26 protein-coding genes are annotated in these 24,899 nt (G+C 65.1%); 8 read left to right on the top strand and 18 right to left on the bottom strand.

Features of this window, described 5'->3' with window-relative positions; translation table 11 throughout:
- The first annotated feature begins 122 nt into the window (after nucleotides 1–122).
- Nucleotides 123–1,094 carry an HPP family protein gene (locus BLW05_RS01610; RefSeq protein ID WP_143044756.1) on the top strand — a complete coding sequence of 324 codons (972 nt, stop codon included), beginning with the start codon at nucleotides 123–125 and terminating at the stop codon, nucleotides 1,092–1,094.
- 312 nt (nucleotides 1,095–1,406) lie between these two features.
- Nucleotides 1,407–1,733, top strand: a complete 327-nt coding sequence (locus BLW05_RS01615; RefSeq protein ID WP_093158857.1) for a hypothetical protein — start codon at nucleotides 1,407–1,409, stop codon at nucleotides 1,731–1,733.
- Nucleotides 1,734–1,800: 67 nt separating this feature from the next.
- On the opposite strand, the gene guaA is transcribed toward BLW05_RS01615, so the two are convergent.
- The 4 genes from guaA to guaB form a co-directional block, all read right to left on the bottom strand.
- On the bottom strand, nucleotides 1,801–3,414 hold the full coding sequence (guaA, locus tag BLW05_RS01620) for a glutamine-hydrolyzing GMP synthase (protein WP_093158859.1): 1,614 nt from the start codon (nucleotides 3,412–3,414) through the stop codon (nucleotides 1,801–1,803).
- Between the two features lie 3 nt (nucleotides 3,415–3,417).
- A complete protein-coding gene (locus BLW05_RS01625; RefSeq protein ID WP_093158863.1) occupies nucleotides 3,418–3,852 on the bottom strand; it encodes a type II toxin-antitoxin system VapC family toxin in 435 nt (144 codons plus the stop codon).
- Nucleotides 3,849–4,097, bottom strand: a complete 249-nt coding sequence (locus BLW05_RS01630) for a type II toxin-antitoxin system Phd/YefM family antitoxin (protein WP_093160370.1) — start codon at nucleotides 4,095–4,097, stop codon at nucleotides 3,849–3,851. The genes BLW05_RS01625 and BLW05_RS01630 overlap by 4 nt, the downstream gene beginning before the upstream one ends.
- Before the next feature lie 83 nt (nucleotides 4,098–4,180).
- Nucleotides 4,181–5,650 carry an IMP dehydrogenase gene (guaB, locus tag BLW05_RS01635; protein ID WP_093158865.1) on the bottom strand — a complete coding sequence of 490 codons (1,470 nt, stop codon included), beginning with the start codon at nucleotides 5,648–5,650 and terminating at the stop codon, nucleotides 4,181–4,183.
- Between the two features lie 171 nt (nucleotides 5,651–5,821).
- Here guaB and BLW05_RS01640 point away from each other — a divergent pair, with 171 nt between their 5' ends.
- Complete coding sequence (locus BLW05_RS01640; protein ID WP_093158868.1) at nucleotides 5,822–6,334, top strand: DUF4124 domain-containing protein; 513 nt, start codon at nucleotides 5,822–5,824, stop codon at nucleotides 6,332–6,334.
- A 19-nt stretch (nucleotides 6,335–6,353) separates the two neighbouring features.
- On the opposite strand, the gene BLW05_RS01645 is transcribed toward BLW05_RS01640, so the two are convergent.
- Together BLW05_RS01645 and BLW05_RS01650 are read right to left on the bottom strand one after the other, a co-directional pair.
- Nucleotides 6,354–6,689, bottom strand: a complete 336-nt coding sequence (locus BLW05_RS01645; RefSeq protein ID WP_177142532.1) for an RnfH family protein — start codon at nucleotides 6,687–6,689, stop codon at nucleotides 6,354–6,356.
- Nucleotides 6,689–7,135 (bottom strand): type II toxin-antitoxin system RatA family toxin, encoded by a 447-nt coding sequence (locus BLW05_RS01650; protein WP_093158870.1) that lies wholly within the window; start codon nucleotides 7,133–7,135, stop codon nucleotides 6,689–6,691. The genes BLW05_RS01645 and BLW05_RS01650 overlap by 1 nt, the downstream gene beginning before the upstream one ends.
- A gap of 62 nt (nucleotides 7,136–7,197) precedes the next feature.
- Between BLW05_RS01650 and smpB the strand changes: the two genes are divergently transcribed.
- From smpB to BLW05_RS01675, 5 genes are all read left to right on the top strand, one after another.
- Nucleotides 7,198–7,677: an SsrA-binding protein SmpB gene (smpB, locus tag BLW05_RS01655; protein WP_093158873.1), complete on the top strand. Its 480-nt coding sequence runs from the start codon at nucleotides 7,198–7,200 to the stop codon at nucleotides 7,675–7,677.
- A 10-nt stretch (nucleotides 7,678–7,687) separates the two neighbouring features.
- A complete protein-coding gene (locus BLW05_RS01660) occupies nucleotides 7,688–8,263 on the top strand; it encodes an LbetaH domain-containing protein (RefSeq protein ID WP_093158875.1) in 576 nt (191 codons plus the stop codon).
- Between the two features lie 70 nt (nucleotides 8,264–8,333).
- On the top strand, nucleotides 8,334–8,843 hold the full coding sequence (locus BLW05_RS01665) for an RNA polymerase sigma factor (protein ID WP_093158878.1): 510 nt from the start codon (nucleotides 8,334–8,336) through the stop codon (nucleotides 8,841–8,843).
- 6 nt (nucleotides 8,844–8,849) lie between these two features.
- Entirely contained in the window at nucleotides 8,850–9,584 is a 735-nt protein-coding gene (locus BLW05_RS01670) for an anti-sigma factor family protein (RefSeq protein ID WP_093158880.1), read from the top strand.
- A gap of 45 nt (nucleotides 9,585–9,629) precedes the next feature.
- On the top strand, nucleotides 9,630–10,013 hold the full coding sequence (locus BLW05_RS01675; protein WP_093158883.1) for a COG4315 family predicted lipoprotein: 384 nt from the start codon (nucleotides 9,630–9,632) through the stop codon (nucleotides 10,011–10,013).
- Nucleotides 10,014–10,076: 63 nt separating this feature from the next.
- Here BLW05_RS01675 and BLW05_RS01680 read toward each other — a convergent pair whose 3' ends face one another.
- From BLW05_RS01680 to BLW05_RS01735, 12 genes are all read right to left on the bottom strand, one after another.
- Nucleotides 10,077–10,487, bottom strand: coding sequence for a YXWGXW repeat-containing protein (locus BLW05_RS01680; RefSeq protein ID WP_093158885.1), 411 nt, complete (start codon nucleotides 10,485–10,487; stop codon nucleotides 10,077–10,079).
- 67 nt (nucleotides 10,488–10,554) lie between these two features.
- Nucleotides 10,555–11,472, bottom strand: a complete 918-nt coding sequence (locus BLW05_RS01685; RefSeq protein ID WP_093158888.1) for a DMT family transporter — start codon at nucleotides 11,470–11,472, stop codon at nucleotides 10,555–10,557.
- On the bottom strand, nucleotides 11,472–13,304 hold the full coding sequence (gene typA / locus BLW05_RS01690; protein WP_093158890.1) for a translational GTPase TypA: 1,833 nt from the start codon (nucleotides 13,302–13,304) through the stop codon (nucleotides 11,472–11,474). Before typA ends, BLW05_RS01685 begins: the two co-directional genes overlap by 1 nt.
- On the bottom strand, nucleotides 13,301–14,248 hold the full coding sequence (truB, locus tag BLW05_RS01695; RefSeq protein WP_093158893.1) for a tRNA pseudouridine(55) synthase TruB: 948 nt from the start codon (nucleotides 14,246–14,248) through the stop codon (nucleotides 13,301–13,303). The genes typA and truB overlap by 4 nt, the downstream gene beginning before the upstream one ends.
- Before the next feature lie 2 nt (nucleotides 14,249–14,250).
- Complete coding sequence (gene rbfA / locus BLW05_RS01700; RefSeq protein ID WP_093158896.1) at nucleotides 14,251–14,622, bottom strand: 30S ribosome-binding factor RbfA; 372 nt, start codon at nucleotides 14,620–14,622, stop codon at nucleotides 14,251–14,253.
- Between the two features lie 136 nt (nucleotides 14,623–14,758).
- On the bottom strand, nucleotides 14,759–17,686 hold the full coding sequence (gene infB, locus BLW05_RS01705; protein ID WP_093158898.1) for a translation initiation factor IF-2: 2,928 nt from the start codon (nucleotides 17,684–17,686) through the stop codon (nucleotides 14,759–14,761).
- Between the two features lie 24 nt (nucleotides 17,687–17,710).
- The gene (gene nusA, locus BLW05_RS01710) at nucleotides 17,711–19,195 is read right to left on the bottom strand and encodes a transcription termination factor NusA (protein WP_093158901.1); all 1,485 of its coding nucleotides are present in this window, start codon (nucleotides 19,193–19,195) and stop codon (nucleotides 17,711–17,713) included.
- A 17-nt stretch (nucleotides 19,196–19,212) separates the two neighbouring features.
- On the bottom strand, nucleotides 19,213–19,824 hold the full coding sequence (rimP, locus tag BLW05_RS01715; RefSeq protein ID WP_093160375.1) for a ribosome maturation factor RimP: 612 nt from the start codon (nucleotides 19,822–19,824) through the stop codon (nucleotides 19,213–19,215).
- Nucleotides 19,825–19,988: 164 nt separating this feature from the next.
- Nucleotides 19,989–21,194 (bottom strand): YbfB/YjiJ family MFS transporter, encoded by a 1,206-nt coding sequence (locus BLW05_RS01720; RefSeq protein WP_093158903.1) that lies wholly within the window; start codon nucleotides 21,192–21,194, stop codon nucleotides 19,989–19,991.
- Between the two features lie 17 nt (nucleotides 21,195–21,211).
- Complete coding sequence (locus BLW05_RS01725) at nucleotides 21,212–22,825, bottom strand: ABC transporter ATP-binding protein (protein ID WP_093158906.1); 1,614 nt, start codon at nucleotides 22,823–22,825, stop codon at nucleotides 21,212–21,214.
- Nucleotides 22,822–23,874 carry an ABC transporter permease gene (locus tag BLW05_RS01730; RefSeq protein ID WP_093158909.1) on the bottom strand — a complete coding sequence of 351 codons (1,053 nt, stop codon included), beginning with the start codon at nucleotides 23,872–23,874 and terminating at the stop codon, nucleotides 22,822–22,824. The genes BLW05_RS01725 and BLW05_RS01730 overlap by 4 nt, the downstream gene beginning before the upstream one ends.
- Complete coding sequence (locus BLW05_RS01735) at nucleotides 23,867–24,898, bottom strand: microcin C ABC transporter permease YejB (protein ID WP_093158911.1); 1,032 nt, start codon at nucleotides 24,896–24,898, stop codon at nucleotides 23,867–23,869. Before BLW05_RS01735 ends, BLW05_RS01730 begins: the two co-directional genes overlap by 8 nt.
- Between the last annotated feature and the right edge of the window lies 1 nt (nucleotide 24,899).

Genomic DNA, 24,899 nt, shown 5'->3' on the forward strand with positions numbered 1-24,899 from the left:
TCGGGCCGCTCGGCGATCGGCTCGATAAGAACCATGTGCCCCCATCAAAACATTGTCAGGTTCGTGGTGAGATCAGCGTTTCGACCCGAACCGAACATCGTTTCGCAAGCCGGATGGTTGATATGACCAAGGCCAACTCCCTCAAGGGCTCGCTGTCCGGTGCGTGCTTGACCGTCATCTATCTCTGCCTCGTCTCGAGTGTCGGGAAGGCCATTCACAACGACTTTGCCTTCTTCCCCGAGCTTGCGGCACTCGCATATGGCATGTTCATGCGGCCGGCCGGACCGTGGGCCATGGCGCCGCTGATGGTCGTCACGACCCCCACGGTGACTGCGCTTTGGGGCGTGAGCGTCGCGAACCACCTGCCATACGGAATACCAGCCTCCGTGCTTTGTATCGCGGGTTCTATCCTGATCGTGAAGACAATGAAGTCCCCGGTGTTTCCTGCCGTTCCGGCCGGATTTCTGCCGTTGGTGTTCAACGTAACCAGCGTCCACTATGTTGCGTTCATCGTCTTCGACACCGGCTTGCTTGCGCTGCTGTCAGTGGCGTATCGGCGGTGGTGGCTGTCCGGGATCGGAAAATCTGCCGTCGCTCCCGTGAATACTCCCGCGCCGGCGAATACATCCAGCAAGACTATGCGCTGGGTGACTTTCTCCGGCGTCCTGGCGATCACCTATTTTTTGGCGGCTCGCACCGACATCAGACTGATCCTGTTCCCGCCGCTGCTCGTGATCGCGTATGAGTCGCTGGTGCGACCGGAAACATGCCCATGGGCACGACGTTTCGCACTGCTGCCGGTGATATGTGTGTTGACGGCGGGGCTCGGGTGGGCCGGCGTTGCGCTGTTCGGCGCCGGGCCGCTGTCGGTATTGTGCGCGTTGGGCGCAAGCATTGTCTTCATTCGCGTTATCGACACATTCGTGCTGCCGGCACTCGTGATATCGGTCATTCCACAGATCATCGTCCGCACGGACTGGAAATATCCCCTGGCGATCGGGACGGGCACGCTCGTGGTCGTCACCGCGCGGTCGCTACTCAATGTCATCGAGCGGTTCCAGTCTCGCTCGGCCGGCGATTGGCAATCGAACTAGGAAGAAGCGGAGCTCAGCCACTGCAAAACGCGCAACAGGCGATAAGGCCTAGCATCAATGTTCCCCACCAGGCGCGCGCCACCCTGCTGCGCGTGCTACCAGTGAACACGGCCCTGTGGGCGCTTGGGGCGTTCTACTTGTCCCTTGGTCCAACCCCGGCGGCACGCGTCATTGGCAACAGTGCACTGCTGGTAGGCGGCGCGCTGATTGGGGTGCTGATGTTCAGCAGCGCCGCAACGATCCCTTCTTTCACGCAGGTTCACTCCGCACACAGCGACGTCGGCAGGCGCGGTTGGCCTGACGGTCGGTGTATTGCTGACCCTGGTCGGAATCGAGTGGTCCTCGCCAAGCGCCGCGCTCACCGGCACGCTTGTCTCCGGCGCGGGCTTCGGTGCCGCATTCAGCGGTTCGCTGCGCAGCCTCGCCCCGCTCGCTTTGCCGCATGAGCGGGCCGGCCTGATGGCGGGCTTCTTCGTAGCCAGCTATCTCGCGTTCAGCGTGCCTCCCATCGTCGCGGGGCTATTCACGAGCAGGGCTGGCATCGAAGTCACTGCCGTTGGCTATGGGCTTGCTGTCGCCTCCTTGGCCTTGACCGCATTCGTCGCAACGTCGTTCCATGTCAGTAGCTACCAGAGATAAGTTGTTTAATATCAAAGACTTAACGCGCTTTTTTGATAGCTTCCGATAGCCTCGGAATGACCTGCGGTCATTCCCACTCGATCGTCGCGGGCGGCTTGCTGCTCACGTCGTAGGTCACGCGGTTGATGCCGCGCACCTCGTTGATGATGCGGCCCGAGACCTTCTTGAGCAGCGCGTACGGCAGCTCGGCCCAGTCGGCGGTCATGAAGTCGCTGGTCTGCACGGCGCGCAGCGCCACCACGTAGTCGTAGGTGCGGCCGTCGCCCATCACGCCGACGCTCTTCACCGGCAGGAAGACAGTGAAGGCCTGGCTGGTGAGGTCGTACCAGCTCTTGCCGGTTTCCTTGTCGACAAAGTTGCGCAGCTCTTCGATGAAGATCGCGTCGGCACGGCGCAGCAGGTCGGCGTATTCCTTCTTGACCTCGCCCAGGATCCGCACGCCCAGGCCCGGGCCGGGGAACGGATGGCGATAGACCATCTCGGGCGGCAGGCCCAGCGCGACGCCGAGTTCGCGCACTTCGTCCTTGAAGAGGTCGCGCAGCGGCTCCAGCAGCTTGAGACCCAGTTGCTCCGGCAGGCCGCCGACGTTGTGGTGGCTCTTGATCGTGACCGCCTTCTTGCTCTTGGCGCCACCGGACTCGATCACGTCCGGATAGATCGTGCCCTGTGCCAGCCACTTCGCGCCCTTCGCGCCCTGGCTGGTGAGCTTGGCCGCTTCCTGCTTGAAGACGGTGACGAACTCGCCGCCGATGATCTTGCGCTTGGCTTCGGGGTCGCTCACGCCGGCGAGCTTGCCGAGGAACAGGTCGCTCGCATCGACACGGATCACCTTCGCATGCAGCTTGCCGACGAACATGTCCATGACCATGTCGCCTTCGTCGAGGCGCAGCAGGCCGTGGTCGACGAACACGCAGGTCAGCTGGTCGCCGATGGCGCGGTGGATCAGCGCCGCCGCCACGGATGAATCGACGCCGCCCGAAAGGCCCAGGATGACTTCCTCGTCGCCAACCTGCTGGCGGATCGCCTCGACGGCTTCGGCAATGTGGTCGCGCATGATCCAGTCGGGCTTCGCGTCGCAGATGCCAAGCACGAAGCGCTCGAGGATCGCCTTACCCTGCTGCGTGTGCGTGACTTCCGGATGGAACTGCACGGCATAGAAGTGCCGTGCCTCATCGGCCATGCCGGCGATCGGGCAGCTCTCGGTCGACGCCATCAGCTTGAAGCCCGGCGGCAGTTCAGTGACCTTGTCGCCGTGGCTCATCCAGACGTTGAGCATGCCGTGGCCTTCGTCGGTCGTGAAATCGGCGATGTCGCGCAAGAGCTCGGTGTGGCCGCGCGCGCGCACCGCCGCGAAACCGAATTCACGTTTGTGGCCGCTCTCGACCTTGCCGCCGAGCTGGTGAGCCATGGTCTGCATGCCGTAGCAGATGCCCAGCACCGGCACGCCGAGCTCGAACACGACCTGCGGCGCCTTGTCGGTGCTTTCCTCGTACACGCTGGCGTGGCTGCCGGAAAGGATCACGCCCTTGAGATGGCCGTCCTTCGCGTAGTCGCGAATCCAGTCGTCGGTGACGTCGCAGGGATGGACTTCGCTGAGCACGTGGGCTTCACGCACGCGGCGCGCGATCAGTTGCGTGACCTGCGAGCCGAAGTCGAGGATGAGGATCTTGTCGTGTTGCATAGGTCAGAGCGTGGAGAGATCGAGAAGACGGATGCCGGACTGGGTCGCGGCTTCGGCCAGCTTCCTGTCGAAAGTGGCCAGGGGAAGATTGAGCGATCGAGCCAGCCAGAGGTAGCCCGCGTCATAGGAGGAAAGCCCGCTGTCCATGGCGATGGCCAGCGATGCCTTGTGCTGGGGAGGTGCCATTTCGTGCAGCTCGACGCGGTGCCGGACCGCCTCGAGTACCGACCAGAGGCCCTCGACGGCCGCTTGCGGAATCCGCCCGCGCCGCACGCCGTTGGCAATGATGTTGGCGCATTCCCACTGCCAGAGGTTCGGTGCCTGCGGCTCGACCTCGTCACGGCGCATCAGCGCGTACAGGCGTCGCGTATGTTCGTTCGCCTCATCGGGCAGCAGCCACGCGGCCGTTACCGAAGCGTCGAGGACGAAGGCGGTCATCCCTGCCGGCCTTCGTCGCGAAGTTCTCGCACCGACGGGCCGGGCCGGATCATCGCGTGGAGTGCGTCGATCTGGCTCAGCTCGCGCTGGATCTGCTCGTCTGTGATCACCGGCTTGCGACGCACCGGGAGGATGCGCGCCACTTCCTTGCCGTGACGGGTGATGCGAACCTCCTCGCCCTTTTCGACCGATTCGATCAGGGCCGAGAAGTTGTTCTTCGCCTCATAGATACCGGTGTACTGCATGAGTCTGACCAGATTTGGAAAGCTGGCCATTATAGGCATTCCGGCCAGATTTTGAAGTCTGGCCAGAATGGCGGTTCAAGCAATCACTCGGCGCGGTAGTTCGGCGCTTCCTTCGTGATCTGCACGTCGTGCACGTGGCTTTCGCGGATACCGGCAGCGGTGATCTCGACGAACTCGGCCTTGTTCTTCATGTCCTCGATCGTCGGGCAGCCGCAGTAGCCCATGCTCGCGCGCAGGCCGCCTGCCATCTGGTAGACGATGGAAACCATGGAGCCCTTGTAGGGCACACGGCCTTCGATGCCTTCGGGAACCAGCTTGTCGGCATTGGGGTTCCCGGTCGTCGATTCCTGGAAGTAGCGGTCGGCACTGCCCTGCTGCATCGCGCCGATGGAGCCCATGCCGCGGTAGCTCTTGTAGCTGCGGCCCTGGTACAGGACGATTTCGCCCGGCGCTTCTTCGGTGCCGGCGAACATCCCGCCCATCATCACCGTGCTCGCGCCCGCCGCGATGGCCTTGGCGATGTCGCCCGAATAGCGGATGCCGCCGTCGGCGATCAATGGTACGTCGGTGCCCTGCAGCGCGGTTGCGACGTTGTCGATCGCCATGATCTGCGGCACACCCACGCCGGCCACGATTCGGGTGGTGCAGATCGAGCCCGGTCCGATACCGACCTTGACCGCGTCGGCACCGGCGTCGGCCAGTGCGCGGGCGGCATCGCCGGTGGCGATGTTGCCGCCGATCACGTCGACCTGCGGATAGTTTCTCTTGACCCAGCGCACGCGCTCGATCACGCCGGCGCTGTGGCCGTGCGCGGTGTCGACCACGAGGGCATCGACACCGGCCTTGACGAGCGCCTCGACGCGCTCCTCGGTGCCCTCGCCCACGCCGACCGCCGCGCCCACGCGCAGGCGACCGCTGGCGTCGCGCGCCGCGTTCGGGAAGCTGGTCTGCTTGGTGATGTCCTTGACGGTGATCAGGCCCTTGAGCTCCCAGGCGTTGTTGATGACCAGCAGCCGTTCGAGCTTGTGCTTGTTGAGCAGCGCCTTGGCGTCGGCCAAGGTGGTGCCGTCAGGCACGGTGATGAGCTTGTCGCGCTGGGTCATGATCTCGCTGACCGGGGCGTCGTAGCGGCTCTCGAACCTCAGGTCGCGACCGGTCACGATGCCAACGACCTTGCCGGCATCGCACACCGGGAAACCCGAGATCCCGAGCTGCTCGGAGAGCGCCATGACCTGGCGGACGGTGTGCGTCGGCGTGATCACCACCGGGTCGCGTAGCACACCCGACTCGTAGCGCTTCACCTTGGCGACCTGCGCGGCCTGCTCGGCGGGCGTGAAGTTCTTGTGGACGATGCCGATACCGCCTTCCTGCGCCATCGCGATCGCGAGACGGGCCTCGGTCACGGTGTCCATGGCGGCGGAGACCAGGGGCAGGTTCAGGGTGATGTTTCGGGAGAGCCGGGTGGCGAGGGAGGTGTCCTTCGGGAGGACCTGGGAATACGCTGGCACCAGCAACACGTCGTCGAAGGTGAGCGCTTTGCCGAGAAGGCGCATGGGTGAAGCTCCAAAAGATGGATTGTAACGATCGGCAGGTCGTTTCTTGGGCCCAGGGGCTTGAGTCTGGCCTCCCACGGAGACCCGAAGCCGGTCAGAATTCGGAAAAGAGCGTTGCGAAAACGCCAGCTTTCAGGTTGCAAAACGTAAGGGAACGCTAAACTGCCGCCCATGAAACTCGCGCATCTTCTCGTCATTGGATCGGTGTTCCTGCTGCCCCTGGGCGCGCAGGCGCAATGGCAATGGATCGACAAGGACAACAAGAAGGTCTTCAGCGATCAGCCGCCCCCGATCGATATTCCCGAGAAGAGCATCCTGCGCAGGCCCAGCACCGCCAAGCGCCTGAACTTCAGCACGCCGGCCGCGCCGGAAGGCGCCGCCAAGGACACGCCGGCCGCGGCCCCCATCGCTGCCGCCAAGCCGTCCGGTGTCGACAAGGATCTCGAGGAAAAGGCGCGCAAGGCCGAGGAAGCCGAAAAGGCCAAGCAGGCCGCCGAAGAGCAGAAGATCGCCCAGGCCAAGGCGGACAACTGCAAGCGCGCCCGCGAAGGCAAGGCCACGATGGACAGCGGCATCCGCGTGGCGCGTGTCAATGCGCAGGGCGAACGCGAGATCATGGACGACGACATGCGCGCCGCCGAGCAAAAACGGCTTCAGGGCGTGATTAGTTCCGATTGCAAGTGAGCGGCCCTGCGGCTGCCCTTCAGTAGCCCGCCTTGCCGCCCTTGCGGCGGCGCGCGAACAGCCCGGTCCCACGGGCTCCCTGTTGCTTGAAGCGCTCACGTCGCGCCACCTTGGGGTCGACGGTGAGCGGGCGACAGAGCTCGACGCGATCGAGATTCGCGACCGCCTGCGTCCAGTCGACGGAACGCCCCCAGATCCCTGGCGCCGCAGCCTGCCAATCGAACGCCGGATATGCCGCGCCAAGGCCGCTCGCAACAACTGCATCGCGCACCGATGCCCCGTCGGCCACGCTCACGATCTCCTCGAAAACCTCCCGCGGCGCCGGCGAGCAAACCACTGTCACTTGCAGCAGCATCAGGCAGCGCCGTAGATGTGCTCTGCGCGCTTCACGAACGCTTCGACCAGGTTGGAAGCGATCTTGTCGAACACGGGGCCGACAAGTGTCTGCAGCGCAATGCTGTTGAAGCCGTACGTGAGGTTCAGCTCGACGCGACAGGCTCGCTCGCCCTCTTCACCCACCGGCGTGAACTTCCAGAGGCCATCGAGATTGGAGAAAGGTCCGTCGACGAGCTTCAGATGCACCTCGCGGCCGGGCACATGGGTGTTGCGGGTGGTGAAGCTCTTGTGCAAGCCGCTGAACGCAAGGCCGACTTCGGCCGTCATGCCGAAGTCGTCCTGTTCGATCACCTTGGACCGGTCGCACCACGGCAGGAACTCCGGGTACCTGGCCACGTCGGTCACCAGGGCGTACATCTCGTCGGCGCTGTACCAGATGAGGATGGACTTGTGGACTGTTTTCATAGAATGGGCACAGCGTGCGCGACGGATTGTATTGAAGCCATGCCGACCTCACTTGATTCACCATGGCCACAAAAAAGAAGCAGGACCCCTCTTCCCGGATCGCGGACAACAAGAAAGCCGCGTACAACTATTTCTTCGAGGAGCGCTTCGAGGCCGGTATGGTCCTCGAAGGCTGGGAGGTCAAGTCGCTGCGCGAAGGCAAAGTGCAACTGACCGACGGCTACGTGGTCATCCGCGACGGCGAACTCTTCGTGATCGGCTGCCAGATCAATCCCCTTCGATCCGCGTCGACCCACATCACGCCCGATTCGGTGCGCACCAAGAAGCTGCTCCTGCACAAGGAGCAGATCCGCCGTCTCATCGGCAAGGTGGAGCAAAAGGGCTATACCCTCATCCCGATCAATCTCCACTGGAAGGCCGGCAAGGTCAAATGCGAGATCGCTCTGGCGAAGGGCAAGGCCGAGCACGACAAGCGTGACACCATCAAGGACCGTGAAGGCAAGCGTGAAGTCGAACGGGCCATGAAGAACCGAACCCGCTGAGGAATCCCGGATGGCGCTGCAACCCCTGGACGCCTCCCGCGTCAATCCGCTCGAAGGCGGCCCGAGCTTTTCGCTGGGCAACCGGATCATGCGCGCCCTCTGGAGCGTGACCTGGGCGGTCCTCGCGTCCTGGACGCCGCCACAGATGAGCTTCTGGCGCCGCTTCCTCCTGAAGCTCTTCGGCGCCAGGCTGGGCGAGTCGTGCGACGTGCGCGGCAGCGCGAAAGTCTGGTATCCCCCTCACCTGCATCTGGCCGATCGCGCGCTCCTGGCCGAGCGGGTGACTTGCTACAACATGGCGCCAATCTCGCTCGGACGCGGCGCGCTGGTGTCGCAAGGGGCGCATCTCTGCGCGGGCACCCACGACATCTCCTCGCCCGCGTTTCAGTTGATCGCGCGGCCGATCACGATCGGTCCCCAGGCCTGGATCGCGGCCGAGGCCTTCGTCGGCCCTGGCGTGGAAGTCGGCGAAGGGGCGGTGCTGGGAGCGCGCAGCGTCGCATTCCGCTCGCTCGACCCGTGGACGGTCTATGGCGGCAACCCTGCGAAGCCGCTCAAGCGACGCGTCCTCAGAGACGCAGGCTGATCTTTTTTCGGGGGGCGTGGAATAAACGCCATTCCATAGGCGTTCATGCAGCATCAGCCAAACTGCATCCATGGATTCCAGCGTCATCGTCGAACACATCCCGAGCCTGCGCCGCTATGCACGGGCGCTGACGGGCGACGCGTGGGCCGCCGATGACCTGGTGCAGGACACCCTCGAGCGCGCCTGCACCAAATGGCGGCTCTGGAGCGTCGGCACGGATCTCCGCGCATGGCTCTTCACGATCATGCACAACGTGTTCGCGAGCCAGGTTCGCCGCGCACCCGCACGCAATACGGTCGACGTCGACGACGTGATCCACGAACTGCGCGTCGTCGACTCGCATCGCGACCAGGCCATCGATCTTCAGCGTTGCGTGCTGCTCCTGCCCGAGGACCAGCGCGCCGTGCTGCTGCTGGTGGCGCTGGAAGACCTGTCCTATGCGCAGGTTGCCAAGGTGCTCGGCGTTCCGCTCGGCACCGTGATGTCGCGCCTTTCGCGGGCGCGCGATCGCCTGAGAGAACTGATGGAAGCAGCGCCGCCGCCGGTCACGACCCGCCCTGGTCTGCGGCGCCTCAAATAGCCGGCCATGAAGACCACCGATACCGATTTCGATGACGGCTCGCCCGACTGGCAGGCGCAGCGTGACGCCCTGCGGCAACTGCATCGCGACGTGCTGGACGAGCCGATTCCGGCAAACCTGCTGGCCGCGGCGGGACTGGCCGCGCAGTCGCACGCCCGCAAGGCCATGTGGGCACGCTGGGGCGGCATGGCTGCAGGCATCGCAATGGCGTTTGGCGCAGGCTGGCTGGCCAGCGCGCAATGGTCCGGCTCCCACACCGGTTCGATGCTGGCGCGATCACCGGCGGCCCGAGAGTTCGTCCATGCCGCCGCTGTGGCGCACGTGGTCTATGCGCCGGAGAAGCGTCATCCGGTCGAAGTCGCCGCGGCCGAACAGCAGCATCTCGTCCAATGGCTGTCCAAGCGACTCGACAAGCCCTTGCGGGTGCCCGATCTCTCTGCACAGGGCTACGCGCTCGTCGGTGGCCGGCTGCTGCCGGGCAACGAAGGCGCCCGCGCACAGTTCATGTTCGAGCGCGCTGGCGGCGAAAGGCTCACCCTCTATGTCGGTAGTCTGGGGCCGTCGTCGAGTGCGCCGCGCGCCGACGAAACGGCATTCCGCTTCTCGGCCGACGGTCCGGTCCCCAGCTTCTATTGGGTCGACCGCGGCTTCGGCTATGCACTGACCGGCCCGCTCTCGCGGGACGCTCTGCTCACGCTTGCCACCGCGGTGTACCGTCAGCTCGAAAAGGCCGATGGATAGACTGCGACCTCGCACCGCTTTTTTTCAACCGAAGGAGAAAACTTCATGAAACTGCTCAGCGCCTCGATCCTCACTGCCGCCCTGCTTGCCGGCTGCGGAAGCATGTCTCCCGCGCCGGACACGCCCACCCGCACCGCCGACGGCGTGCTGATCGGCCCGACGGGCATGACGCTCTACACCTTCGACCGCGACGCGCCCAACAGCGGCAAGTCGGCCTGCAACGGTCCGTGCGCCACCAACTGGCCGCCGCTCCCGGTGGCCGATTCGGCCAAGCCCATGGGTGCCTACACGATCATCACGCGCGACGACGGCAAGAAGCAGTGGGCCTACAAGGGAGCGCCGCTGTACTACTGGGCGAAGGACGTCAAGCCCGGCGACAAGACCGGTGACGGCATGTTGAGCGGAGCCTGGAAGGTCGCTCGCCCCTGAACGGCGGCAAGGCACAAAGAAAAAGGGCCGGCAACCGGCCCTTTTTTCATTGGCGGGAGCGGCTCAGCACCGGCCCTTTTTCGCTTGTCCCGGAGGGCAGTGATAGTGGTCACCATCGTAGTCGTCACGGTCGTGGCGGTGGCCCTTCGGCTCCTTGTACTTGGCTGCCTTCCATTCGGGCTCGACCCAGCGCCATCCGCCCTCGGCGCGCACCCAGCGACCCGGCGCATAGACGTAGTCCGGTCTTGCGGGCTGCCAGTAGCCCTGCTGCCAGGCATAGGCGTCATGCCGGTACTGCCAGACCCCCGGCACCCACACATAGCCCACGCGCGGCGGCGGCACCGGCTCGTAGCGCGGCGCGGGCGGCGCCACGGCGACGAGGCCGGGCACGTTGATGTTGATCGAAACCTGCGCCGACGCAACGAACGGCGCGGCGGCCAAGGCGCATGCCAGGAGAGTGGATGAAAGTCGCATCAATACCTTCCTTCGAAAACGATTAAACGCGGCGATCCCTGTCTGGTGGACAGGGCTTGTCCCAGGCTCAGGGGGCTCCGCTCAGCGCGGCGCGCGGTGCGCGTCGCTCGCGCATGCCGAGCAGTTCGTTGAAGACCAGTGCGCCAATCACCAGGGCGCCACCGGTCAGCACGCTCGACGGTGGCTCTTCGCCGGCGCCGGCCCAGGCCAGCGCGATGCCGAAGATCACCTCCAGAAGCGCGAGCAGCGACACTTCGGGTGCCTTCAGCACGCGGGCGCAGATCACCGAAAGCACGCACGGGATCGCGAGTTGCACGAGGCCGAGAAAGGCCAGCAGGCCGAGGTCATGCGCGTTGGCCTGAAAGGGCCATGCAAGCGGCAGCGTCACCAGGGCCGAGATCGCCGCACCGATGAGCACCGCCGGTACGAGGTCGATGTCATGCCCCTTCGCATGCGCATGCTGGACGACGGTCCAGTTGCACGCAGCCGCGATGGGAACGCACAAGGCCACGAGCGTGCCGACGAGCAGGCCCTCCCCGAGTTGCGTGCCGTACATCCAGCCAATGCCCAGCCCCGCCACCACGATGGCGAACCAGGTCCGCGCAGGCAGCTTGTGCCCGATGAAGATTCTCGCGACGAGCGCCGTGAGCAGCGGCCCGACGGCCATGGTCACGAGCACATTGGCAACGCTGGTCAGCGTGAGCGCCACCATGAACGCGGTGAACATGACGCTCCAGCACACGCCCGAGATCCACAACTCGCGGCCACCGCGACGGATCTTGGCGAACACCGCCGGCCCCTGCCACAGCGGCAGGATGACGAGCAGCGCAAGCAGCGTGAAGAAGCTGCGCCAGAACGTCACCTCGAAGCTGCGCGCGTGCTCCAGATGCCGCGTGACGAGGCCCGCCGTGGCCCACATCAGGGTCACGGCGACCATCAGCCAGGCCGCACGGCCATGGGTCAAGCCACGACCCGCGGCCCGCATCAGGCAGCCTCGCGCGAAGCGCGCTTGCGCTCGTGTTCCTTGAGGTAGCGCTTGCGCAGACGCACGCTCTTGGGCGTGATCTCGACCAACTCGTCGTCCTCGATGAACTCGACGCCGTACTCGAGCGTGAGATCGATCGGCGGCGTGATCTTGATCGCGTCTTCCTTGCCCGAGACGCGGAAGTTCGTGAGCTGCTTGGTCCGCGTGGCGTTGACCACCAGGTCGTTGTCGCGGCTGTGGATGCCGACGATCATGCCCTCGTAGACGGGGTCGTTGGCGCGCACGAACATGCGGCCGCGGTCGTCCAGCTTGCCGAGGGCGTAGGTGAAGATCTCGCCATCGTCCATCGAGATCAGCACACCGTTCTTGCGGCCGCCGATGTCGCCCTTGTGCGGTTCGTAGCCGTCGAAGATGTTGGAGATCAGGCCCGATCCGCGCGTCAGGTTGAGGAATTCATTGCTGAACCCGATCAGGCCGCGCGCCGGAATGCGGTATTCGAGGCGCACACGCCCCTTGCCGTCCGGCTCCATGTTGACCAGATCGCCCTTGCGTTCGCCCAGCGCCTGCATGACGCCGCCCTGGTGCTGCTCCTCGATGTCTGCGGTGACCATTTCGATCGGTTCGTGACGGACACCGTCGATGTCCCTGAACACCACGCGCGGCTTCGACACGGCCATTTCATAGCCTTCGCGGCGCATGTTCTCCAGCAGGATGGTCAGGTGCAGCTCGCCGCGGCCCATGACCTCGAAGACGCCTTCTTCGTCCGTTTCCTTCACGCGCAGCGCCACGTTGTGCTGGAGCTCCTTCTGCAGGCGGTCCCAGATCTGGCGGCTGGTGACGAACTTGCCTTCCCGGCCGGCGAGCGGGCTGGTGTTGACGCAGAAGTTCATGGTCAGCGTCGGCTCGTCGACGCGCAGCATCGGCAGCGGCGCCGGCTTGAGCGGATCGGTCACGGTGACGCCGATGCCGATGTCCTCGATGCCGTTGATCAGGACGATTTCGCCGGGTCCCGCTTCCTTGGCCTGAACGCGGTCGAGCCCCTGGAACGTCAGCACTTGATTGACGCGTCCCTTGACCGCCTTGCCGTCCGGTCCTTCCATCACGACGACGTCCATCATTGGCCTGATGGTCCCCGCGTTGACGCGACCCACGCCGATGCGGCCGACGAAGGTCGAGAAGTCGAGCGCGGAGATCTGCAACTGCAGCGGTGCATCCGGATCGCCGGCATGCGCAGGCACGTGCTTCAGGACGGTGTCGAACAGGGCCGACATGTCCGGTCCCCACTGCTCGCCCGGCTCGCCCTCTTCCAGCGACGACCAGCCGTTGATGCCCGATGCGTAGACGACCGGGAAGTCCAACTGCTCGTCGGTGGCGCCCAGCTTGTCGAACAGGTCGAAGGCGGCGTTGACCACGTGGTCCGGACGCGCACCCGGCTTGTCGACCTTGTTGACGACCAGGATCGGCTTGAGGCCGAGCGCCAGCGCCTTCTTGGTCACGAAGCGCGTTTGCGGCATCGGGCCTTCCTGCGCATCGATCAGCAGCACGACGCCGTCGACCATGCTGAGCGCACGTTCCACTTCGCCGCCGAAGTCCGCGTGCCCGGGGGTGTCCACGATGTTGATGTGGGTGCCCTTCCAGGTGACGGCGCAGTTCTTGGCCAGGATCGTGATGCCCCGTTCCTTTTCGATGGCGTTGTTGTCCATCACCGTGTCGACCACTTTCTCGTGCTCGGCAAAGGTGCCCGACTGGCGCAGGAGTTGGTCGACCATCGTGGTCTTGCCATGGTCGACGTGGGCAATGATGGCGATGTTGCGAATCTGATTGGTGCTCATGGTGTCGCTTCGGTCAATAGTGTTTGCTGGATTTCGATGGGGCTCAGCAAGCGCCCCGGAATGAGCTCGCCGGCCTTCACATGGGCCGTGCCGAGAAAGGTGCGAGGTGTGTCGCCGAACACGGCCACGGCCGGCGAATCGCCCCAGCCGCCGCGCCTGCGCAGGCCCGAAAGAAAGCGCCCGGCATCTTCGGCACCGAGCGTGACACGGGTGTGATCGGCCACGAGCGACTCGGCAGGCAGGAGCCGGGCCAGGCGCTCGCCTTCGTCCATCGCTTCGAAGGCGTCCAGCGTGACGCACTGGCTCGCATGAAAGCCGCCGGTGGCGACGCGCCGCAATGCGACGAGGTGGGCGCCGCAACCCAGCGCTTCGCCGATGTCCTCGCCGAGCGTGCGGATGTAGGTTCCCTTGCTCACGGTCGCGCGGATGTGGATGTCGTCGCTGCCCGGCTGGGCGATGATCGAAAGGCTGTGAATCACGACATCCCGCGGCGCGCGCTCGACTTCGAGCCCTTCGCGGGCGTATTCGTACAGTGCCTTTCCGTCCTTCTTCAGGGCACTGTGCATCGGCGGCACCTGGCGGATCGGGCCGGTGAAGCGGGCTTGTACCCGGGCCAGATCGCCGTCGTTCAGTGCGACCGCGCGGCGCTCGATCACTTCGCCCTCGGCATCCCCGGTCGACGTCTTGACGCCGAGTCGTGCGACGGCTTCGTAGGTCTTGTCCGCATCCAGATGGAGCTGGCTGAACTTCGTGGCGGCCCCGAAACACAGCGGCAGCACGCCCGTCGCGAGAGGGTCGAGGGTTCCGGTGTGCCCGGCCTTTTCCGCGCGCAGCAGCCACTTGGCCTTCTGCAAGGCCTGGTTGCTGGAGAGCCCCAGCGGTTTGTCGAGCAGCAACACCCCATGCACAGGGCGCCGCTGCACCCGTGTGCGTGGCGCGTTCATCTTCAGTCGTCTTTGGAACGGGAAGCGACGGCCTGCGCGATGAGCGCATTCATGTCGGCGGCGCGTTCGGTCGTGCGATCGAACTGGAAGTGAAGCGTCGGCACCGTATGGATGTGCAGACGCTTGAAAAGACCGTTGCGCAGGAAACCAGCCGCCTGGTTCAGCGCCTCGGTCGTCTCGACCGGATCGCCCACCAGCAGGCTGAAGAAGACCTTCGCGTGCGCGTAGTCGGGCGTGACCTCGACCGCCTGGATCGTCACCATGCCCACCCGCGGATCCTTCAACTCGCGCGCGATCAGCTCCGTCAGATCGCGTTGGATCTGATCGGCCACCTTGAAGGCGCGGTTGGGGGCTGCTGATTTTCTCTTGGGCATTTCAGTTTCTCCACGATCTCCGTACGCCCCACCCTCTTTGTGGGAAACACCGCGGAACCGGCTCGGCCGGGCCGCTGGTGTTGCCCCCTGCAAGGGGGTTGGCGAAGCGACACGAAGTGCGCGAAGCCTGGGGGTGTTACAAGGTCCTTGCGATTTCCTTGATCTCGAAGAACTCCAGTTGATCACCTTCCTTGATGTCGTTGTAGTTCTTGAGCTTGATACCGCACTCGAAGCCTTCGCGCACTTCGCGCACATCGTCCTTCAGGCGCTTGAGCGATTCGATCTCGCCGGTATAGATCACCACGTTGTCGCGCAACAGTCGGAAGTGCGCGTTGCGGTTGACCGAGCCGGACGTGACGTACGAACCCGCGACCGTACCGATCTTGGATGCCACGAACACGGTGCGGATCTCGGCCGAGCCGATGACCTCTTCGCGACGCTCGGGAGCCAGCATGCCGGCCATTGCCGTCTTCAGATCGTCCACAGCGTCATAGATGATGCTGTAGTAGTGGATCTCGATGTTGTTGCCTTCGGCGTGCTTGCGCGCGCCGGCGTCGGCACGCACGTTGAAGCCGATGACCATCGCCTTGGAAGCGATCGCGAGGTTGATGTCCGACTCGCTGATGCCGCCCACGGCTGCGTACACGACCTGCACCTTGACCTCTTCGTTCGAGAGCTTGAGCAGGGATTGCGAGAGCGCTTCCTGCGAGCCTTGCACGTCGGCCTTGATGATGATCGGCACCGTCTTGACTTCGCCGGCGGTCATGTCCGCGAACATGTTCTCGAGCTTGGCGGCCTGCTGCTTCGCCAGCTTGGTGTTGCGGAACTTGCCCGCACGGTAAGTCGCGATCTCGCGCGCACGGCGCTCGTCGCCCATCACCATGAACTCGTCGCCAGCCTGCGGCACTTCCGTCAGGCCCTGGATTTCGACGGGAATCGACGGACCCGCGGACTTCACCGGCTTGCCGTCCTCGTCGATCATGGCGCGAACGCGGCCGTAGGTCGACCCCGCAAGCACCACATCGCCGGTCTTGAGCGTGCCGGACTGCACCAGCACCGTCGCGACCGGACCGCGGCCCTTGTCGAGCTGCGCTTCGATGACGAGACCCTTGGCGGCGGCATCCACCGGCGCCTTGAGTTCCAGAATTTCGGCCTGGAGCAGAACCTGTTCGAGCAGGTCGTCGACGCCCTGCCCCGTCTTGGCGGACACGGGCACGAACGGCGTGTCGCCGCCGTACTCTTCGGGCACCACTTCCTCGGCAACCAGTTCCTGTTTCACGCGGTCGAGGTTCGCATCGGGCTTGTCGATCTTGTTGATCGCCACCACGATCGGCACCTTCGCAGCCTTCGCGTGCTTGATGGCTTCCTTGGTCTGCGGCATGACGCCGTCGTCCGCGGCCACCACCAGGATGACGATGTCGGTCGCCTGGGCGCCGCGCGCACGCATGGCGGTGAACGCCTCGTGGCCCGGGGTATCCAGGAAGGACACCATGCCGCGTTCCGTCTCCACGTGGTACGCGCCGATATGCTGCGTGATACCGCCCGCCTCGCCCGCAGCGACCTTGGTGCGGCGGATGTAGTCGAGCAGCGAGGTCTTGCCGTGGTCGACGTGACCCATCACGGTCACGACAGGCGCGCGCGGGAGTGCTTCGGCCTGTTGTGCCGACACGTCCTCGTCAGTGAAGGCTTCGGGATCGTCCAGCGCCGCAACCACGGCGTTATGACCCATTTCCTCCACGATGATCATCGCGGTGTCCTGGTCCAGCGACTGGTTGATGGTCGCCATCTGACCGAGCTTCATCAACTGCTTGATGACCTCCGATGCCTTGATCGACATCTTGTGCGCGAGCTCCGCAACCGTGATGGTCTCGGGCACATGCACTTCGATCACGCGCGCCTCGACCGGCGCGGCCGGTGCGCGTTCTTCCATACCGTTGCGATCGTTGCCGCGCCGGCCGCGCGGACCACCGCGCCAGTTGCCTCGGCCAACGCCACCGCTGGCATCGCCTCGGGTCTTGATTTCCTTCTTCTTGGCCGTGTCGCCCGCCCAGCTCGACGAGAGCTTGGCCGACTTCACTTCCTTGCCCGCTCCGGCACCCGCAGCGGGGGCGGTTGCCTGTGCCCCCTGGGCCGCAGCCGGTGCGGCCGTACGGGTGGTGGGCGCGGTCGGCTTGTGCAGCGTGCCTTTGACGCCTGCCTTCGCTTCGACGGCCGGCCTCTCGGGTTGCTTCGGCACCAGCACGCGCGCCGGCGAGTTCAGCATCGCGCGGATAGCCTCGGCTTCAGCCAGCGCCTTGCGACGACGCTCGTCCAGATCCCGGGCGCGTGCGGCCTCTTCGTCGGCGCGCGCCTTCGACTCGGCGGCGGCCTTGGCCTTGGCATCTTCCTTGACTTGCGCGGGAGTGGGTTCAGCGGCCTTGCGGTCCGTCTCCGCCGGTGCTTCCTCGGCCGCCTCAGGGCCATCGGCCGTGACGGTCGCAGCAGCTGCGGCTTCCGCAGCCTTCTTTTGTGCAGCAGCCTTCGCTTCCTGCTCCGCACGCTCGGCTTCCTCGACGCGGGCGCGTTCACGCGCTTCCGCTTCCTCGCGCAGACGGCGCTTTTCGGCGAGTTCTTCTTCCTGGCGGCGGATCAACTCGGCCTGGCGTCGAGCTTCTTCCTCGCGTCGGGCAAGTTCGACGTCGTCGATGCGCGGTGCTGCGGGGGCGGCTGCAGGCTGCGCTTCCGCCTGCGGCACGACCGCTTCCGCGGCAGCCGGATGCCCGTCGTCGCGCTGGATGAAGGTGCGCTTCTTGCGCACCTCCACCTGGATGGTCCGGGCGCGTCCCGTCGCGTCGGCCTGCTTGATCTCGCTGGTCGACTTCTTGGTCAACGTGATCTTCTTGCGTTCCGGCTCGACCGTGCCGTGGCTGGCCTTCAGAAAGCCGAGCAGGCGCTGCTTGTCCGCCTCTGTGAGCGCATCGGTCGCGGCGGCCTTGGGCACGCCCGCGCTCTTGAGCTGGTCAAGCAGGATTTCGGGAGTCTTCTTGAGTTCGTGTGCGAACTCGGCGACAGTGGTACTGGACATATTGGTTTCGTGCCTCCATGACCATCACTCTTGGCCGGCGAACCAGTGTTCGCGGGCCTTCAAGATGAGGTTCTTGGCGTCATCGGCGCTCTGGCCGGTGATCTCGGTGAGTTCATCGACCGCGAGGTCGGCCAGGTCGTCACGGGTATGCACACCCGCCTCGGCCAGCTTCGGAATGAGCGCCGGATCGAGTCCGGCGAGATCTCGCAAGTCCTGGGAAATGCTCTCGACGTTTTCTTCACGGGCGATTTCCAGCGTCAGCAGCGCATCCTTGGCGCGCGAACGCAGTTCGTTGACCGTGTCTTCGTCGAAAGCCTCGATCTCGAGCATCTCCGAGATCGGCACGTAAGCCACTTCTTCGAGGCTCGTGAAGCCCTCGGAGATCAGGATGTCCGCGATTTCCTCGTCCACATCGAGCTTTTCCATGAAAAGCTTGCGGCTGGCGTCGGTCTCTGTCGCCTGCTTCTGGGCCGATTCGTTGGCATCCATGATGTTGATCTTCCAGCCGGTCAGATCGGAGGCAAGCCTCACGTTCTGGCCGCCGCGGCCGATCGCGATCGCGAGGTTTTCCTCGTCGACCACCACGTCCATTGCGTGCTTTTCCTCGTCGACGACGATCGAGGTCACGTTGGCCGGCGCCAGCGCGCCGATCACGAACTGGGCGGGGTCTTCGCTCCAGAGCACGATGTCCACGCGTTCGCCGGCGAGTTCATTGGTGACCGCATTCACCCGTGTGCCGCGGACGCCGACGCAGGTGCCGATCGGGTCGACACGCTTGTCGTGCGAAAGCACCGCAATCTTGGCACGCGAGCCGGGGTCGCGGGCGCAGCTCTTGATTTCCAGCAGACCCTGCTCGATCTCGGGCACTTCCTGGCGGAACAGCTCGATCATGAATTCCGGCGCCGCGCGCGACAGGATGATCGGCGCGCCGCGCAGCGTCAGGTCGACCTCCATGATCATGGCCCGCACGCGATCGCCGTTGCGCAGGTTCTCCTTGGCGATCATCTCGCTGCGGCGCAGGCGGCCTTCGACGCGGCCGGCCTCGACGATGATGTCGCCCTTGTCCAGCCGCTTGACGGTGCCGGTGAAGATCTTCTCGCCACGCGACATGAAGTCGTTGAGCAGCATCTCGCGCTCCGCGTCGCGGATCTTCTGCAGGATGACCTGCTTTGCAGCCATCGCGCCGATGCGGCCGATCGGCATGGACTCGACGGACTCTTCGATGTACTCGTCGATCTCGATGTCCGGCATCTCTTCCTTGGCTTCGAAGAGCAGGATTTCCTGGTCGGGCAGCTGCAGACCAGCTTCGTCGGGCACGACATGCCAGCGGCGGAAGGTTTCGTAGTCGCCGCTTTCGCGGTCGATCGCCACACGAATGTCCACATCACCCGGATAGAGTTTCTTTGTCGCTTGTGCAAGGGCGGACTCGACGGCGCCGAAGACGACGTCACGCTCGACGTTCTTCTCGCGCGAGATCGCATCCACCAACATCAACATTTCGCGATTCATGCCACCACTCTCCTCGTTCAGTCCGACACCAGCGTGCCAGGTTTGGGCCTACGCCCCTTGAAATCCACGATTGGCGCGAGTCGCGCCTCGCGCAACTCGTCCAAGGCAAAACCGAGCGCCTGCAACGGGGCGGGCGCGCGCTTCTTGCTGACCTTCTGGCCGGGCTTCGGCACTGGCTCGTCGCTCCAGACGATCTGCCAGCCCGACGAGCCGTCGGCCCCTGCGACCCGCTCCAGCGTGCCGCGAAACTTCTTGCGGTTGGCTGCCACCTGCCCACCCGCGGCGGCGCCCATCGGCGCCTTGAGCGTGACGTCGATCACCTCGCCGACAAAACGCTCGAAATCCTGCTCATTGCGCAACGGGCGATCAATGCCCGGCGACGACACCTCGAGGCGCTTGTAGTCAACGCCATCGACCTCGAGTGCAAACTGCAACTGCCGAGTGACCTTTTCGCAATCCTCGACCGTCACGAACGGCTCAGGCGCTTCGCCAGCCGCATCGGTTGAATTGGGGCCATTCCATGGCAAATCAATCGTGACGCGCAGCAATCCACCAGCCGAGCGCTCGATCTCGACCAGGTCGTAGCCGAGCCCGGCCACGGTTTTTTCCACTGTCTGCTGCAATGCCACGTGTCTGTATGCGCCCTTGAAATGTTTGCTGCCCTGTCGGCGCCGCCCGTCCCGCATGAGCCGCACCAAAAATGCATCGACCAATAAAAAACGGGCGGTTGGTACCCGCCCGTTTGGTCGTGAGAGTCGAATTATATGCCAAATGCGTTACGTAATAGCAATTTCTATCCGCCAGCGGATGTGCTCGAAGAACGGGATTGCCACCACACGCATGCAAAAAGCATCGCGCCAACAGTCAAAACTGCCGCTGCAACGAGCAAAGGCATCGTGAACGATCCGGTGCGCTGGGCCAGCGGCGCGGCAAACAAAGGCCCGAGGATCTGCCCCACTCCATACGACGCCGTTGCGTACCCGATCAATCCGGAAGATGAATTGCCGCGCAGGCGGCGCGCATCCCGCATCGCAAAAAAGGTAATGGCCGTGAACGGCATGCCCAGCAGCAGGCTCCCCAGCGCGAAACCGGCGATCGTGGGCCAGACCACGGAAAGCACCACCCCAAGGGCCTGAAGCAGGTACGCGACGGCCAGCAGGAGCCGGTTGTCCCAGTGGAGGGGCGCGCGCGCACCGATCAGGGCACCCGGGACGACCGCCAGCCCGAAAAGCGGCCAGAACAGGTCGGGCCACGGCGATCCCGGGAGCGCATGGCGAGCGATCACCGGCAGAAAGGTCGCGGTGATGATGTAGCCGAATCCGGCGAGCCCGTACAGCCCAACCAGCCAGCGTGCGTCGCTTCGCAGGGCGGTCGCCTTGGCCGGCGCCGAACCGGCAACGGGCGCGGTTGTCGCGGCTGCATGCGCTTGCGCGCCGTCGCCGAAAACGAACCAGGCGGCGGCGACCAGCACGAGCGCCATCAGGCCGAGCCCGATCCATCCGGCTTCGGATCCCCAGCGCCCCACCGCGCCACCCAGCAGGCCGGTCACGGCGATGCCGATCCCCGGCCCGGCGTAGATGACGCCGCCCAGCGCCGGTACGCCGGTTTCTGCGAGCCGCCGCAATCCCCAACCAGATGCGAAGACGAAGGTCCACGCGCTCATGACCCCTGCCGCGGTCCGCAAGATGCTCCATGCAACGAAGCCCTGCAGAAGTCCCATCCCGAGCAGCAGTGCAGCCGTCGCAACAAGTCCACCACGCACCATGCTGGCCGGCCGGACACGAATGGCTGCACAGCTGAGCGCACCCAGGAAGTAGCCGAGATAGTTCAGCGATGCGAGCAGGCCGCCCGCCTGCAGGTCGAGCTTGCCTTCATGGAGCATGACCGGAAGCATCGGCGTGAATGCAAAGCGCCCCAGCCCCATGGCGACGGCGAGGGCCACCATGCACGCCAGCGCTGCGCGCCAGGCGTCGCGCCTGTCATCACTGATCAGCGACATTCGTGCTCCAGATGCGCCTAGTCGGCCAGGGCCGCGGCGACCAGCTTCTGCGTGTAGGGATGCCCAGGTGCGTCGAGCACCTGCCCGACCAGGCCGGATTCGAGGATCGCGCCGTCCTTCATCACGATGACCTGGTGCGCCATGGCCCGGATCACCTCCACGTCATGGGTGATCAGCAGGTAGCTCAGGCCCCGTTCGCGCTGCAGGCGCTGCAGCAGCCCGAGCACCTGCTTCTGGATGGTCACGTCCAGCGCGCTCGTGGGCTCGTCGAGCACCAGCAGCTTCGGATCGACGATCAGCGCTCGCGCCACCGCGAGCCGCTGGCGCTGGCCGCCCGAGAACTCGTGCGGATAGCGGTCCAGCAGCGCCGGGAACAGCGCCTCCGTCAGGCCGACCTGGGCCAGCACATCGAGCGAGCGTGCTCGACGGGCGGCGGTGTCGAGTTCCGGCGCGTGCACCGTCAAGCCCTCGCCCACGAGTTGCTCCACCGTCATCCGGGGCGACAGCGACGAAAACGGGTCCTGGAAGACGACCTGCATCACTCGCCGCAATGCGCGGTCGCTGGCGCCGCCGGCGTTCCAGCGCCGGCCGGCGACGTCGAGCTCGCCCTGATGCTCGAGCAGGCCCAGTGCTGCGAGCGCCAGCGTGGACTTGCCCGAGCCGGATTCGCCGACGACCCCGAGCGTCTCGCCGGGCGCGATGCTGAAGTCGGCGCCTTGCACCGCGACGAATTCGCCCTTGCGGAACCAGCCTTTGAAGCCGGGCCGCGGCACGGGGTAGATCACGCGCAGCGACTTCGCAGCCAGCACCGGCTCGGCCTGGTGCGCAGTCACGGGCGCCACATCCCGCTGCGGGCGGCTGTCGATCAGCTTGCGGGTGTACGGATGTCGCGGCGCATCGAAAACGGCGGCCACGGCGCCGTGCTCGACGATGTGCCCGTTCTCCATCACCGCCACGCGATCCGCGAAGCGGCGCACGAGGTTGAGGTCATGCGTGATGAGCAGCACCGCCATGCCGTACTTGCGCTGCAGATCGGTCAGGAGATCGAGGATCTGCGCACGTACCGTGACGTCGAGCGCTGTGGTCGGCTCGTCCGCGAGCAGCAACCGGGGTTGGCAGGCCAGCGCCATGGCGATCATGGCGCGCTGGCGCTGGCCGCCCGACAACTGGTGCGGAAACGCCCTCGCCCGTCGCGCCGGCTCGGGAATGCCGGTGTCCGCAAGCAACTGCACCGCCGCCTCGTGCGCGGCCCTGGCCGACAGGGCCTGATGCAGTTCGAGCACCTCGGCGATCTGGTCTCCCACGGAATAGAGCGCATTGAGCGCGGTCATCGGCTCCTGGAAGATCATCGCGATCTCCTTGCCCCGGATGCCGCGGAGCTTCGATTCGGGCAGGGCGAGGAGATCGCGCGCACCGCCGCCCTCCTCGCCCGCAAAGTGGGCGACGCCTGTCACGTCGGCGTTCTGCGCCAGCCGGAGCAGGCTCAGCGCCGTCACCGTCTTGCCGGAACCGGACTCGCCGACCAGCGCGAGCTTTTCGCCCTGGGCGATGTGGAAGTCGATGCCATGCACGACCTCCTTGCCGCCGAAGCCGACACGAAGGCCTTTCACCTCGAGCAACGATGGGTTCATCGATCCGCCTTCCGGGGGTCGAGGGCGTCGCGCAAGGCGTCGCCCATGAAGGTGAGCAGCATCAGCGTGATCACGAGCACGCCGAAGGTGGACAGCGAAATCCACCACGCATCGATGTTGGCCTTGCCCTGGTTCAGCAGTTCGCCGAGCGATGGCGTTCCCGGGGGCACACCGAGTCCGAGGAAATCAAGCGAAGTCAGCGCGAGGATGGCCGCGCTCATGCGGAACGGCAGGAAGGTGACGACCGGCGTCATGCTGTTCGGCAGGATGTGCCGCCACATGATCTGCAGGTTGCCCACCCCCAGTGCGCGTGCGGCGCGCACGTAGTCCATCTGCCGGTTGCGCAGGAACTCCGCGCGCACGTAGTCGGACAGCCCCATCCACCCGAACAGGCTCAGCAGGATCAGCAGCAGCGCCACGCTGGGCGCGAACACCGCGCTGAAGATGATCAGCAGATACAACTCGGGCATCGAACCCCAGATTTCGATGAAGCGCTGGAAGGCGAGGTCGACCTTGCCCGCGAAGTAGCCCTGCACCGCGCCGGCGGCGACACCGAGCACCGTGCCGATCGCCGTCAACGCGAGGCCGAACAGCACGCTCACCCGGAAGCCGTAGATCAGTTGCGCCAGCAGGTCGCGCCCGCGATCGTCGGTGCCAAGCCAGTTGTCGCGCGTCGGCGGTGCCGGGCTCGGCGACTTCGCAAAGTAGTTGAGCGTCTTCGGCCCGTAGGTGTTGGGCGCGTAGATCGCCCAGTTGCCGCCCTTCGTGATGCGTTCACGTATGAAGGGATCGAGATAGTCGGCCGGTGTCTCGAAGTCGCCACCGAATGTCTTCTCCGAATAGTCGCGAAGCACCGGGAAGTAGACCTTGCCCTCGTAGCGCATGACCAGGGGCCGGTCGGTCGAGAGCACTTCCGCGAAGAGGCTCAGCACCACCAACGCAACGAAGATCACCAGGCTCCAGAAGCCGAGACGGTTGCGCTTGAAGCGCAGCCACGCGCGGCGTCCCGGGCTCAGCGACACGGGCTGGGCGGGCGGCGCGCTAGTCAAACTTCACCCTCGGATCGACCCATACGTAGCAGAGATCGGAGATGAGCTTCGTCAGGAGCCCGATCAACGTGAAGATGTAAAGCGTACCGAGCACCACCGGATAGTCGCGCCGGATCACGCTTTCGTAGCCCAGAAGGCCCAGGCCATCGAGCGAGAACAGCGTCTCGATCAGCAGTGATCCGGCGAAGAACGCCCCAATGAACGCGGCCGGCAGTCCGGTCACGATCGGGATCAGCGCATTGCGGAAGATGTGCTTCCAGAGCACCTGCCTCTCGCCCAGGCCCTTGGCCCGTGCGGTCAGGACGTACTGTTTGCGGATCTCCTCCAGGAAGGCGTTCTTGGTCAGCATCGAGGTCACCGCGAAGCTGCCCAGCACCATCGCGGTCACCGGCAGCGTGATGTGCCAGAGGTAGTCGACGATGCGCGCGCCCCAGTTCATCTCGTCCCAGTTGGCGGAGGTCAGGCCGCGCAGCGGGAACCACTGCAACTGCCCGCCGAAAACCACCAGCAACGCCACGCCGAGCACGAAGCCCGGAATCGCATAGCCCACGAGGATCAGCAGCGTCGTGACCAGGTCGAAGCGCGTGCCGGCGCGAACCGCTTTCGCCACGCCCAACGGCACCGCGACGCCATAGCTGATCAGAAAGGTCCAGAGCCCGAGGCTGATGGACACCGGGAGCTTTTCGAGGATCAGTGTCCATACGTCCTTGTTCTGGAAAAAGCTGCGACCGAGATCGAAGCGCGCAAATTGCCCGAGCATCTGGAAGAGCCGCTCGTGCGCCGGCTTGTCGAAGCCGTACAGCGCCTTGATTTCGGCGAGCCGCTTGGGATCGACCCCCTGGTCGCCGCGGTAGTTGGAGCCGCCGGATTCCACGCCGCCACCGCGCACGTTCGCCCTCGCCTCGGCCAGGTACTGCTCGACCGGCCCGCCCGGAACGAACTGGATCACCAGGAAGGTGACCAGCAGCACGCCGAGCAGGGTCGGGATGAACAGCAGCAGCCGCTTCAGAACATAGGCCAGCATC

The organism is Variovorax sp. YR216, assembly GCF_900107745.1.
Classification (GTDB): domain Bacteria; phylum Pseudomonadota; class Gammaproteobacteria; order Burkholderiales; family Burkholderiaceae_C; genus Variovorax.